Source organism: Microbacterium sp. (assembly GCF_017305435.1).
GTDB lineage: Bacteria > Actinomycetota > Actinomycetes > Actinomycetales > Microbacteriaceae > Microbacterium.
Genome location: NZ_JAFKIP010000008.1, coordinates 207,070 through 219,711 on the forward strand (window position 1 = coordinate 207,070; position 12,642 = coordinate 219,711).

General features: G+C 72.0%; 9 protein-coding genes. 6 read left to right on the top strand and 3 right to left on the bottom strand.

The annotated features are described in order from the left end of the window. Positions 1-34: 34 nt before the first annotated feature. From J0I43_RS15175 to J0I43_RS15200, 6 genes are all read left to right on the top strand, one after another. A complete protein-coding gene (locus J0I43_RS15175; protein ID WP_292837698.1) occupies positions 35-976 on the top strand; it encodes an ABC transporter permease in 942 nt (313 codons plus the stop codon). Next, positions 973-2,853: a dipeptide/oligopeptide/nickel ABC transporter permease/ATP-binding protein gene (locus J0I43_RS15180; protein ID WP_292865733.1), complete on the top strand. Its 1,881-nt coding sequence runs from the start codon at positions 973-975 to the stop codon at positions 2,851-2,853. The genes J0I43_RS15175 and J0I43_RS15180 overlap by 4 nt, the downstream gene beginning before the upstream one ends. Continuing rightward, the gene (locus J0I43_RS15185; protein ID WP_292865736.1) at positions 2,850-3,692 is read left to right on the top strand and encodes an ATP-binding cassette domain-containing protein; all 843 of its coding nucleotides are present in this window, start codon (positions 2,850-2,852) and stop codon (positions 3,690-3,692) included. Before J0I43_RS15180 ends, J0I43_RS15185 begins: the two co-directional genes overlap by 4 nt. A gap of 53 nt (positions 3,693-3,745) precedes the next feature. Beyond that, positions 3,746-4,330: a TetR/AcrR family transcriptional regulator gene (locus J0I43_RS15190; RefSeq protein WP_292865739.1), complete on the top strand. Its 585-nt coding sequence runs from the start codon at positions 3,746-3,748 to the stop codon at positions 4,328-4,330. 34 nt (positions 4,331-4,364) lie between these two features. Next, a complete protein-coding gene (locus J0I43_RS15195) occupies positions 4,365-5,102 on the top strand; it encodes an alpha/beta fold hydrolase (protein WP_292865742.1) in 738 nt (245 codons plus the stop codon). An 81-nt stretch (positions 5,103-5,183) separates the two neighbouring features. Continuing rightward, positions 5,184-6,167 (top strand): methyltransferase dimerization domain-containing protein, encoded by a 984-nt coding sequence (locus tag J0I43_RS15200; protein WP_292865745.1) that lies wholly within the window; start codon positions 5,184-5,186, stop codon positions 6,165-6,167. Positions 6,168-6,265: 98 nt separating this feature from the next. Here J0I43_RS15200 and J0I43_RS15205 read toward each other — a convergent pair whose 3' ends face one another. The 3 genes from J0I43_RS15205 to J0I43_RS15215 all read right to left on the bottom strand — a co-directional run bounded on the left by J0I43_RS15205 (position 6,266) and on the right by J0I43_RS15215 (position 12,614). Further along, positions 6,266-7,669 carry an amidohydrolase gene (locus J0I43_RS15205; RefSeq protein WP_292865748.1) on the bottom strand — a complete coding sequence of 468 codons (1,404 nt, stop codon included), beginning with the start codon at positions 7,667-7,669 and terminating at the stop codon, positions 6,266-6,268. Between the two features lie 107 nt (positions 7,670-7,776). Beyond that, positions 7,777-11,163: a GH92 family glycosyl hydrolase gene (locus J0I43_RS15210; RefSeq protein WP_292865751.1), complete on the bottom strand. Its 3,387-nt coding sequence runs from the start codon at positions 11,161-11,163 to the stop codon at positions 7,777-7,779. 8 nt (positions 11,164-11,171) lie between these two features. After that, positions 11,172-12,614: an XRE family transcriptional regulator gene (locus J0I43_RS15215; protein WP_292865755.1), complete on the bottom strand. Its 1,443-nt coding sequence runs from the start codon at positions 12,612-12,614 to the stop codon at positions 11,172-11,174. Positions 12,615-12,642 lie beyond the last annotated feature (28 nt).

Below are 12,642 nucleotides of genomic sequence, written 5' to 3' on the forward strand. Positions count from 1 at the left end.
CCCCGGCCCGGTTCCCACCCCCGATTGGACCCCGATGATCCTGTTCACCCTCAAGCGGCTGCTGAGCGGCGTCGTGCTGCTGGTGGCCGTGTCCGTGGCGACGTTCTTCCTCGCGCACACCGCGATCTCAGACCCCACCGCGGCGCTCCTGGGCACCTCCGCGAGCCCCGAGCAGCAGGCGGCGCTGGCGCAGAAGATCGGCATCGACCGGCCGCTGCTCGTGCAGTTCTGGGACTGGTTCTCGCATCTGCTGATGGGCGACTTCGGTGTCTCCTGGCGCAACTTCCAGCCCGTCGGAGCGCAGCTCGCCATCAAGGTCCCGGTGACCCTGTCGGTCGTGACCGCCGCGACGATCATCACCGCGGTCGTCGGAACCGCGTTCGGTCTCATCGCGGGGCTCCGCCCCGGCGGATGGTTCGACCGCATCACGAAGGCGATCTCGGTCGTCCTGTTCGCGCTGCCCGGGTTCTGGGTGAGCCTCGTGCTCGTCATCTGGTTCGCGATCGATCTGAAGTGGTTCCCGGCGGTCGGGTACGTCCCGCCGACGCAGTCCGTCGTCGGCTGGCTCGGGTCGATCACGCTGCCGTCGGTGGCGCTGGCGCTCGGAGGCATCGTCGCCGTCGCAGAGCAGCTGCGCAACGCCGTCCTGGCATCCAAGCGCCAGGACTACGTGCGAACGCTTCGCAGCCGGGGGCTGAGCGGGCCGCGGGTCACCGTGCACATCCTGCGGAACTCCTCACCGGCCGCGCTCACCGTCCTCGCCCTCATGTTCGTGGGGCTCCTCTCCGGAGCGATCGTGGTGGAGGCCATCTTCAGCCTCCCCGGCATCGGTCAGCTGACCCAGGCGTCGTCGCAGAACGGCGACATCCCGATGCTCCTCGGCATCACGGTCGTCTCCATCGTCTTCGTCGTCATCGTCAACCTCCTCCTCGACCTCGTGCTCGGCTGGATCAACCCGAAGGTGCGCGTGTCATGACCGCAACGACCCTGACCGGGGCCATCGACCCCGAACGCGCGCGCCGTGGCGGGCTGCTGGGGCGCTTCCTCCGACGCCCCGCGGGCCTCATCCCGCTCGTCATCTTCGTGCTCATCGTGCTCGTCGCCGTCTTCGCGCCCCTCCTCGCTCCGCACGACCCGGCCTTCGTCGACCTCTCCATCGCCAAGGCGCCCCCGAGCGCGGCGCACCCGCTGGGCGGCGACTCCACCGGTCGCGACATCCTCAGCCGGCTCATCTTCGGCACCCGCATCACCCTGTGGGGCGCGCTCGTCACGATCATCACCGCCCTCGTCGCAGGCGTTCCCGCCGGCGTCGTCGCCGGGTACTTCGGCGGCGTGTTCGACCGGATCTCCACGTGGGTCAGCGACGCCCTGCAGTCGATCCCCGGCATGATCATCCTGCTCGTCGTCGCGGCGGGCACGCGGTCGAACTTCGTCCTGCTCATGATCACGGTCGGTGTCTTCATGGCGCCGGGCTACTTCCGGATCGCCCGCTCCACGACGATCGCGGTGCGTGCCGAGCCGTACATCGATGCCGCTCGCGTGTCCGGCCTCGGCAACGCGCGCATCCTCGGTGCGCACATCATCCGCTCCGTGTACGCGCCGGTCATCATCCAGACGGCGCTCACGGCCGGCATCGCGATGGGCATCCAGGCGGGCCTCCAGTTCCTCGGCATCGGCGATGCGAACACGCCCAGCTGGGGCGCCATGATGAACGAAGGCTTCCGGCTGATGCTGTCGAACCCGCTCATCCTGTTGTGGCCGTCGGCGGCGCTCGGCATCACGATCGCGGTGCTCGCCGTCATGGGGTCGACACTCGCCGAGCTCGTCCAGGTCCGCACGCCCGAAGCGAAGAAGGACCGGGCGCTGGCCCGACGCGCCCGCCGCGGCGCCGCCGGAGTCGCCATCGTGACGGAGGAGGAGGTCCGGCCGCAGCCCGTGACGCTCTCCACGGGGACGCTTCGCCACATCGCGGAGAGCTCCGCCGCGCGCATCGAGAATCTCCGCGTCACGTACGACACGCCCGCCGGGCTCGTCGAAGTCGTGCACGGGATCTCCCTCGACGTCGGTGCCGGCGAAGTCGTGGGGATCGTCGGCGAATCCGGCTCGGGCAAGTCCCAGACGGTCTTCTCCGTGCTCGATCTGCTCCCCGAGGGCGGCAACGCCCACGCGGACGGCATCTGGGTCGGCGGCAAGGACGTCACGCGGCTCGACCGGCGCCGTCGCCACGCACTGCTCGGCCGCGAGATCGGCTACATCCCGCAGGAGCCGATGTCGAACCTCGACCCGTCGTACACGATCGGCCATCAGCTCGTCGAGCCGCTGCGCAGCGTCCACGGGATGCCGCGCGCGCAGGCGCGGACGCTCGCGCGCGACATGCTCGTGCGCGTCGGGATCGTCGATCCCGACCGCGTCCTGCGGAGCTACCCGCACCAGATCTCCGGCGGCATGGCCCAGCGCGTTCTGATCGCCGGGGCGATCGCCGGCAAGCCGTCGCTGCTCGTCGCCGACGAACCCACGACAGCGCTCGACGTCACGGTTCAGGCCGAGGTCCTCGAGCTGCTGCGCGAGCTGCAGCAGGAGTATGGCATGGCCCTGCTCATCGTGACGCACAACTTCGGCGTCGTCGCCGACATCTGCGACCGGGTCGTCGTCATGCGGCACGGCGACGTCATCGAGGAGGGCATCGTCGACGACCTGTTCGCCCATCCCGCCGAGGACTACACGCGCGCGCTCATCGACGCATCGCTGGATGCCGCGGAGGGCCGCGCCGAGCTCGACGCGCGCTGGCGCGGCGACCCGGCATCCAGTGCTCCCGTCGCGTCCGCGACGACGTCCACGGAGGTGAAGGCATGACCGCGCCGCTGCTGCAGGTGGAGGATCTCGTCGTCGAGTACGGCCGGGGCAGGCACGGCTTCCGCGCCCTGCACGGGGTCTCGCTCGAGATCGCCTCGGGGGAGTGCCTGGGTCTCGTGGGCGAGTCGGGCTCTGGGAAGTCGACGCTCGGCAAGGCGGTCCTGGGGCTCGCGCCCGTGGCATCGGGCGCCATCCGCTTCGACGGGGAGGAGATCACGCACGCGCGCGGGGCGCGGAGACGTGCGCTCGCCGCCGACGTGCAGGTCGTCTTCCAGGATCCGTACGGCTCGCTCGACCCGGCCATGACGATAGGTGACATCCTCGCCGAGCCGCTCACCGCCGCGGGTGTCGGGACGCGCGAAGCGCGCGGCCGCGTCGCCGAGATGCTCGACCGGGTGCGGCTGCCGCTGACCGCCGCCGAGCGGTACCCGAGCGAGTTCTCCGGCGGGCAGCGGCAGCGCATCGCGATCGCGCGCGCACTCGTGCGGCGTCCGCGCCTCATCGTCTGCGACGAGCCCGTGAGCGCCCTCGACCTCACGACGCAGGCCACGATCATCGACCTGTTCATCGAGCTGCAGCGCGACACGGGCGTGAGCTATCTCTTCGTCTCGCACGACCTCGGCGTCGTGCGGCGCATCTGTCACCGCGTCGCCGTCATGTATCGCGGCGAGATCGTCGAGACCGGAGACGGGGAGCAGGTCACGCGCGCCCCCGCGCATCCCTATTCGGAGCGGCTGCGGCTGGCCTCGCCCGTCGCCGATCCTGCGCTCCAGCGACAGCGACGTCAGGACTGGCTGGCGATTCGGGAGGTGCCGGGTGTCACCGCGCCGGTACGGTAGCACGGGAGCCCCGGCGGTTCCCGGGGGTTCGGAAAGCAGGGTGGAGACCTCGGATGCCGAAGATCATCGATCACGACGAGCGACGACGCGAGATCGTGGAGGTCGCCAAGCGGATCATCCTGAAGGGTGGGTTCGAGGCGGCGACGATGCGCTCGATCGCGACCGAGGCGGGCTTCGCCAACGGCGCGCTCAAGCACTACTTCCCGGGGAAGGAGTCGATCGTCGCGGCGACCTTCGAATCGATCCTCGCCGGCATGGAGGACGCGGTGGCGGCGGCTCCCGCGGCCGAGCCGGGCGTGCAATTGGAGCATTTCCTGCGCACGCCCATGCCGCGGACCGAGGAGGAGATCGCGAGCGGGCGGGTGCTCCTGGCCCTCTGGGAGTATGCGATGTCCAACGAGGAGCTCGCGGCGCTGTACCGCGCGTTCCTGCAGCGCTGGCGCGATTCGTTCACGGAGTACATGAGCGCCGCGCGGGACGCGGGGGCGATCTCCGTCGACGCGCCGTACGACCGCCTCGCCACGGAGTACATGTCCGTGGTGATCGGTGCGACGGTCGTGAACCTGATGTTCTCGAACGGCAGTCGCATCGCCGACTTCGACGAGTACCTCGACAGCTTCCTGGCGCGCATGCGGTGAGCGCGGCGCGCCCCTTCCGAAGGGACGACGCCGCATGACTCTCCTCGCACCCGCCGTGCGCCGCACCGTGGCCACGGGCGAGTGTTCGGGACCCGCCGTGGTGCTGCTCCACGGCTTCGCCTCCCGCGGTGATCTCGATTGGCCGGATGCCGCGTGGGCGGAGCCCTTCGCCGCATCCGGGCGTGACGTGCTCGTCGTCGACCTGCCGGGCCACGGCGACGCCGCCCGCCCCCTCGGAGCGCCCGCACCGACGAGTGCGGTGATCGCTGCGCTCGCCGATCTCGCCCGAGCCGAGGGGGAGATCGATCTCGTCGGCTACTCCCTGGGCGCGCGGCTCGCGTGGGACCTCGCGCAGGCTCCGGGCGTCCGCGTACGACGACTCGTCCTCGGCGGCCTCAGCCCCGTCGAGCCGTTCGGGATGGTCGACGTGGCGGCGGCGCGCACTGCCGTCGCGACCGGTTCCCCGGTGGACGACCCCCTCACCGGGATGATCACGGCGATGGCGACGGCCCCCGGCAACGACCCGACCGCTCTCCTCGAGATCGTGGAGGGGTTCGCCTCGGAGCCGTTCGACCCCGACGCGGGCGCGCCCGCCGTGCCGACGCTCATGATCGCCGGCGTCGACGACCCCATGGCGCAGGGGGTCGACGACCTCGCGGTGCGGATCGCCGACGAATCCGTCGTGCTCCTCGAGCGCGTCCCGGGCGACCATGTCGCCGCGCTGCACTCGCCGGAGCTGCGCGCGGCCGTGCAGCGCTTCCTCGCCGGCTGACGCGTCCGCACGCGCCGACGACGGCGCCCCTCGTTCTTTATTTTCAACAAACGTAGATGAAACACCCAGGAAAGGCATCCCATGACCACCACTCCCGACGCCGGCCGCATCCTCGAGATCGCGACGGGCTACATGGCCGCGAAGCAGCTGTTCGAATCGAGCCGGATCGGCCTGTTCGCGGCGCTCGCCGACGGATCGCAGGATGCCGCGGGCATCGCCGCGGCGACGGGGGTGAGCGAGCGCATGGCGCGCATCCTCGCCGACGCGATGGCGGCGAAGGGGCTGCTCGTCCGCTCCGCGGGCACCTACGCGCTCGCGCCCGATGCTGCGGCCTACCTCACGGGCACCGCCGCAGAACTCGATCTCGCTCCGTTCCTCACGTTCCTCTCCGAGATCAGCTACCCCCACTGGCTGCAGTTCGGGCACACCGTCGATACGACCGAACCCGGTGATCTGCAGATGGACGACGAGCGCTGGGCGACGTTCATGGCCGGCGTGATGACCTACAACCTTCTGCACGGTCAGGAGTTCGGGCGTCTCGTCGACCTCGCCGGGGCGACGAACGCGCTCGACTTCGGCGGGCTGTCGGCCGCGTTCGCCATCGGTGCCATGCGGGCGAACCCGGGGCTGCGCACGACGTTTCTCTACGCCCCGGGTTTCGAGGACGGCATCGCCGACGCCATCGCCGAGGCCGGGCTCGCCGATCGGGCGACAGTCGAGGTCGGCGACACGGCGACGGCGACGCCGCAGGGCTCGTACGATGCGGTCTTCGCGAACCATGTCATCCACCGCTTCACGGCCGAGGAGAACCGCGGCATCTTCGCGCACCTGCGCGCCGCGGCCGTGCCGGGCGCGACGCTGACGGTCCTCGACTTCTTCCTCGACGACGACGCCGAGCAGCGCGCGCTCGACGCTCTCCACGCGGGCGAGTACCTCGTGATCGATGGCACGGTCGTCTACCCCGAATCCGAGGTGCGTGCCTGGCTGACCGACGCCGGGTGGGACGTGCGCGAGAAGATCGCGCTGCCGGGGAGCCCGCGGGTCCTGGTCGCGACCGCGGTCTGACCGCGACGGGAAGAGGGCGGATGCCGGCGGCATCCGCCCTCTTCCGCGGTCTGCAGGTCTACGGGATCTGCAGGATCTGTGCGGACTGCGATTGCGATTCAGGCGGTCGCTTCGGCCGCGACCGCCTCGGCGTCCACGTCCGGAGTGGTCCCGCGTTCGAAGACGATGCGCCCACCGACGACGGTGGCGTCGACGTCGATGCCGGCGACGCGCGTGCCGGGGTCGAGCGGGTCGGCGGACAGGACGCACAGGTCGCCGACGAAGCCGGCGGAGAGCGTGCCCTTCCACTCCGAGGCGCCGTCCTGGCGCGCGGCATCCACCGTCATGCGGCGCACGAGGGCGCGGCGCGATGCCGTCGAGTCGGCGATGCCGGCCTCGCTCAGGAGCCGGACGGCGGCGTCGACGCTCGCCCGCCAGTCCGGCGTCGCGATGGGGGCGTCGCTCGTGACGGTCGTGAGGATGCCGCGATCGATCATCCGCGCGAGCGGCCACGCCCGCGCCGCGCGCTCCGCACCCAGGGTGCCGCTCGCCCAGGCGTGGGTGAACGCGGCGATGAGGGGCTGCACGGCGGCGCCGACGCCGATTGCGCGCATCCGCTCGATGAGGTCGTCGAACGCGAGGTCGGCGTGCACGACGTAGTGCGGGTGCCGGCGCGGCCCGGCGTCCGCCTCCTCCAGGACGCTCAGGAACTCCGCGATCGAGCGGTCACCCGTCGCGTGCACCGCGACCTGCAGATCGGCGTCGTGAGCGAGGCGCACCATCTGCCGGAAGGCGTCGAGCGCGCCGTCCGGGCCGCGCGTCAGGAGGGCGCCGGAGCTGCCGTCGGCGTAGGGCTCGCGGACCCACGCGGTGCGCATCGGCGGGATGCCGTCGGCGAAGATCTTCACGCCGGGGATGCAGAGCCACCGGTCATCGGTCGCGGGGGCGGGGGCCTGGATGCCGGTCCGGAACGCCTCGAGATCGCCCTCGCCGTCGATCGTCCCGAACAGGCGGAGGAGCGTCACGCGGCTCGTCTGCACACCTTCGCGGTGCAGGTCGAGGTAGGTGTCGAGCATGGACGTGCCGAAGCATCCGGTCGGTCCGCCGTCCTCGCCCGGTCCGATGCCTGGTTCGGTGTAGCTCGTGATCCCGAGCGAGGCGAGCAGCCGCCAGGCGCGCTGCAGCGCTGCCCGCCGCTCGCGGTTCGTCGTGACGAGGGGGCCGCTGTCCTCATCGTGCGAGGCCTCGTGGTCGCCGAAGAACAGTGCGGGCCAGCGGGCGCCGAGCCATGCGGCGTGGAGGTGCGCGTCGTTGATGCCCGGGAGCACGGTGCGCCCGTCGAGGTCGATCACACGCCTCGCGCGCGGCGCCAGCGTGCGCGCGTCGTCGTCGTGGGCGACGACGAGGCCGTCTCGGATCGCGATCGACGAGGCCGCGGTCGCGGCATCGTCGAACAGGTGGATGCGGCCGCCGGTCAGGACGAGATCGGCGGGGGCGTCCGCTGTCGCCAGCGCGTCTGTCACAGTGCCTCCCTGATTATTCCACCAGCGTAGACGAAAAGGTGGCGCGTGTCGACGGTGCCCGGTGACTCGCCGCCTGCGCCGCGAGCGCATCGAGGGTGCGCGCCGGCTCAGTCGAATCCGCTGTCGCGGGCGGCTGACCACGGCTCGTACGACAGGAACTCGACCTCGCGCAGGTCGAGGTCGTCGCCGAGGTTCTCGATGCGCACACGCACGATGCCGGGCGCGGGCTCCGGTGCGAAGTTCAACGGGCCGAGGCGCAGCGGGATCGTCCGCACCTCATCGGAGACCTCGCCCTGCCAGCGCAGCGTGCCCGTGGGTGCCGTGAAGGCGAGGTCGAGACGCGCGGGCCCCGAGACGGTCATGGTTGCAAGGCTCGGCGCACCGGCGGCGCCGACGCCAGCGGCGTCGAGCGCCACCTCCACGCTGTGACCCGCCGCGAGGCGGGTGCCGGTCTCGCCGTCGTCGTCGACGAGCGTCGGGGCGCCCGTTCCATCGATCCGCGCTGCGACGGCATGGTCGACGGGCACGCGCGGCAACCCGACGCTCGCCGACGGCGGTCGGCTGCCCACGCCCCACGCCGACGGCGCGTCGGTCAGGTCGAGATGCAGGCGGCCGCCCGCGCGCACGCGGCCGTGCGGGAGCCATACCGAGTCCCAGGCGACGCCGTCCACCCGCGCCGCGGCGATGTGCCGCCCGCTGCCCGTCGTCGTGATCTCGAACACTCCGCCGCTCGCCAGCCGCAGCCGTACGCGGGGAAACAGCGGGGGAGTGAGGAACCAGCCGGGCTCGCCCGGGATCAGCGGGTAGAGCCCGATCGCGTTCAGGATCCACCACGCGCTCATCTCGCCGTTGTCCTCGTCGCCGGGGTTGCCCTGACCGAGCTCGGCGCCCGCGAAGAGCCGGTCGAGCGCCTCCCGGATGACCTCGTGTGCGCGGTCCGGGCGCCCCGCGAACGCCCACATCGCGGGGATGTGGTGCGCGGGCTGGTTCGAGAGCGCGAGCTGACCGAGCCGCTGGTCGCGGGTCTCGGTGATCTCGTGGATCTGTTGCCGATACGCGCCCCACACCCGCCGGTCGCCGCTCTCTCCCGCGGCGAAGAAGCGCTCCAGCATGTCCGCGAGCGCGGACTCGCCTCCGTGCAGGGCGGCCAGACCGGACCCGTCCTGCGGTGCCGTGAAGGCCATGCCCCAGGCATCCGTCTCGACGTAGTCCCCGCCCCAGACGTCCGGGTCGAACCCGGCGGTGCGCGTGCGCCACGATCCGTCGGCCCGCCGTCCGCGGAAGAACCCGGTCACGGGATCGAACACGGCGGCATAGGCCGTCGCGCGCCCGGCGAGCCACTCCGCATGCGCGTGGAATCGCTCCCGCAGCTCGGCGTCCTCGGCGTCCTCGGCGCGCTCGGCGAGCCACGTCGCGTAGCGCGAGAGCGCATGGTCGTTGATCGCCGCTTCGAGGGTCCACGACATCCCCTCGTGCACGTCCGCCGACACGAACGAGCGGAAGAGCGCCCGCGCCTGTCCTTTGCGTCCGACGACGGCACGCGGAGGGATCGTCGCGGCGTTGCGGATGCCGGCCTCCCACGCGGTGCGATGGTCGACCTCGACCCCCTTCAGCGCGAGGTCGGCCACGATCGCGTCGCTCGAGGTCCCCACCATGCTGTCGACGGGGCCCGGCGCCGACCACCGCGACATCCACCCGCTGTCGCGCGCGTGCTGCAGCGTGCCGTCGAGGAGCGCGGGCGTCGTCGGGTCGATGAGACCCAGCAGCGGCCACGCGGTGCGGTAGGTGTCCCAGTACCCGTTGTTGGTGCTGAGCAGGCCGCGACCCGTGCGCAGCCCCGTCTGCGTCGCCGTATCCCCGAGGCTCGCCGCGAACGGACTCGCGTACACCGGCGCTCCGTCGACGATCTCGTGCGCCGTGTTCGGGAACATCAGGGTGCGGACGAGGCCGGATGCCAGGGTGATCCGCTGTTCGCGGGTCGCCCCCTCGACCTCGATCGCCCCGAGGGAGTCGTCCCATGCCTCCTGCGCGCGTGCGGCGACCTCGTCGAACGAGGCATCGCCGATGTCGGCCCGGAGGTTCGCGCGCGCCTGGTCGAGGGACAGGAAGGAGACGCCCACCCGCAGCTCGACGATCGCCGGCGCAGCGGACGTCGCCCCGATGCGCGCCCAGCCGACATCGCCGCGGAACGGCGCGGACATCCTCCCTACCGCGGTGACGTCGCCGTCGAGCTCACCCCAGACGAACATCCTCGGGACGACGCGTCCGTCGTCCGCCCGCTGGTGGACCCACCCGGTGACGATCGCGCCGCGGGCGGGCTGCGGCCGCGGGCGGATCTCGACGTCCCCGTCGCCGAGCCGATCGAACAGCACCGAACCGCCGCCCGGCAGGGTGAACCGCATCGTGACGCCGGTGCGTGACGGCGCGAGCTCCGCGACGATCGGCGCGGAGGCGCCCGGGATGCCGGTGTCGAGCTCGACCCGGTAGTGGTGGACGCGGTCGTACTCGTCGCGGTGACGGAAGCTCAGCCGCCGCGCCGACGGGTCGGCGGGCGGTGTCGGGAGGGCTGAGGGCATCACCTGGAACGCAGCGCGCTCGCCGATCCACGGGCTCGGCGCGAGGGTCGTCGCGAACGCCTCGATCGCCGGGCGGCCGTCGGCACCCGCGTGCGCGTGCCACGTGTACGTCCAGCGCGCCGATCGTGCGTCCGTGACGGGCGTCGCCATGATGAGCGCGTGCGGCGTCGACACGGCGGGCACCGTGTTGCCGCGGGAGTACCGCTCCGAGGAGTGCGACCCACGGCGCGTCCGCACCGCGTCGGTCGGGCGTGCGCCCAGCGCGCGCGGCCGGGCGATCTCGATGCCGTCGGCGAACCCCGCCGACGCTCCTGGGGCGAGGGCGGCCACGCACAGCTCGACCTCCCGCACGACCCGCCCGGCGGCGGCATCGAGCGGCACCACGACCTGCACCCACTGGTCGGGCAGGAGGAACTTCGCGTCGTGCTGCGCCCGCGGGCCCAGCCGCACGCCGTGGCAGTCCCGCGCCAGGTCGGAGAGTCGTGCGCCGTCCTCGAGCACGATGTCGAGGCACATGGCGGATGCCGCGAAGCGCGCCTCCGCGTCGAGGTCGCCGCGGAACTCGGTCAGCGCGACGTAGCGGAACACCTCGCCCTGCGCGATGACGTGACCGACGAGGTCGGCGCCACCCACCGTGAGAACGTCGTCGGTCCACGACGTGCCCGGCGCGGTCACGCCGAGGCCGGTGAGCTGGTCCGGTGTGAGGGCGGTGCGGATGACGGCATCCGCACCGTTCGCGGCGTCCGCAGCGTCAGACACCGACCGTCCGCCGTCGAGCCTCCACGCGAGCGCGTCGGGGCCGAAGAGTCCCGTCCCGGCGCCCGCGGCGACCGGGTGCCGCGGCGCACCGCGGAACACCCGCAGCCGGGGCTCCCCGCCCCGCCGCGTCCACGGCCACCACCTCGGCAGGCGGCACACGGCGGGGTCTATTCCTCCGCGTGCCGGTCGAGGAAGGCGTAGACCTCGCCGTCGTCGACCCCCGGGAAGGCCCCGCGCGGCAGCGGCGAGAACATCTGCATGTGCACGCGCGCGCTCGGCCAGGCCTTGCCGTCCCAACGGGTCGTGAGCTCGGCATCCGGCCGCCGGCAGCACGCCTCGTCGGGGCACGTCGAGGTCGCCCGCTTCTGGGTCTCGCGCCCGCGGAACCAGCGGGCGTCGTCGAAGGGCACACCGACGGTGATCGAGAACTCGCCGTCGGAGGTCTTGCCGGTCTGGCTCGAGCACCAGAACGTCCCGGCCGGCGTGTCGGTGTACTGGTAGTGCTCGACGGTGCGGTTCTGCTCGCCGAACGCCGCGCGGGCGGCGAAGCGCCGGCACACGATCTGGCCCTCGACGGAGCCCGTGACATCCATGGGCAGCGGCAGGTCGTCGTTCTCGTACACCCGGTTGATCGCCCCCGCGCCGTCGACGCGCATGAAGTGCAGGCGGATGCCGAGGTGCTCGGTGAGGAGGTTCGTCATGCGCATCGCGGCGGCCTCGTGGGTCACGCCGAACGCATCGCGGAAGTCCTCGACGGCGAGGTCGCGGTCCTTCTTCGCCTGCGACAGGACGGCGACCGCGGCCGTCTCGGGCAGCAGGCAGCACGCCGCGTAGTAGTTGATCTCGAGCCGCTGCTGGAGGAAGTCGGCGTAGTCGGTCGGTGGCGTGTGCCCCAGGAGTCGATGCGCCATCGCCTGCAGCGCCATCGACCGGAGGCCGTGCCCGCCGGGGATGGATGCCGGGGGCAGGTAGATCCGCCCGTTCTCGAGGTCGGTGACCGAACGCGCCGAGTGCGGCAGATCGTCGACGTAGATGAGCTCGAAGCCGAGCTGCTGCGCCATGATGCTCACCGTGCGGTGGGTGAGCGCCCCCGAGGTGTGCCCCGCTGCGCGCAGCTGCTTCTCGGCGAGCTGCTCGATCTCGGGCAGGTAGTTGTTCCGCTCCCGCATCCGCAGCCGCAGCTCGGTGTTGGCGCGGCGCGCCTCTTCGGGCGTCGCGATCGCCTCGCGTTCGCGGCGCTGCAGTTCGCGGTGCAGGCCCAGCACGGCCTCGATCGTCTCGTCGGGCGTGGTCTTCGTGACCCGCACCGGAGGGACGCCGAGGCGCCGGAACACGGGCGAGCTCTGCGCCCGCTCGAGATCGAGCTCGAGCGCGGCGCGGCGGTTCGGCGGCTCGGGGGAGAGGAGGTCGGTGACGTCCGTGCCCGTCGCGTGGGCGATCGCCTGCAGCAGGGAGAGCTTCGGCTCCCGCTTGCCGTTCTCGATGAGGCTCAATTGGCTGCCCGCGACCCCAACGATCGCGCCGAGCTCGTCGAGGGTCAGCGCATGCGCGACGCGGTGATGGCGGATGCGGTGTCCGAGCGTCGACAGTTCCAGGGCGGAGGCGGGCATTCCTTGAGCATAGCGAAAGAAACACGAT

Bases quoted from the DNA above. Each gene is read 5' to 3' on its own strand.
- J0I43_RS15175 (WP_292837698.1), top strand. From the start codon at position 35: ATGATCCTGTTCACCCTCAAGCGGCTGCTGAGCGGCGTCGTGCTGCTG.
- J0I43_RS15180 (WP_292865733.1), top strand. From the start codon at position 973: ATGACCGCAACGACCCTGACCGGGGCCATCGACCCCGAACGCGCGCGC.
- J0I43_RS15185 (WP_292865736.1), top strand. From the start codon at position 2,850: ATGACCGCGCCGCTGCTGCAGGTGGAGGATCTCGTCGTCGAGTACGGC.
- J0I43_RS15190 (WP_292865739.1), top strand. From the start codon at position 3,746: ATGCCGAAGATCATCGATCACGACGAGCGACGACGCGAGATCGTGGAG.
- J0I43_RS15195 (WP_292865742.1), top strand. From the start codon at position 4,365: ATGACTCTCCTCGCACCCGCCGTGCGCCGCACCGTGGCCACGGGCGAG.
- J0I43_RS15200 (WP_292865745.1), top strand. From the start codon at position 5,184: ATGACCACCACTCCCGACGCCGGCCGCATCCTCGAGATCGCGACGGGC.
- J0I43_RS15215 (WP_292865755.1), bottom strand. From the start codon at position 12,614: ATGCCCGCCTCCGCCCTGGAACTGTCGACGCTCGGACACCGCATCCGC.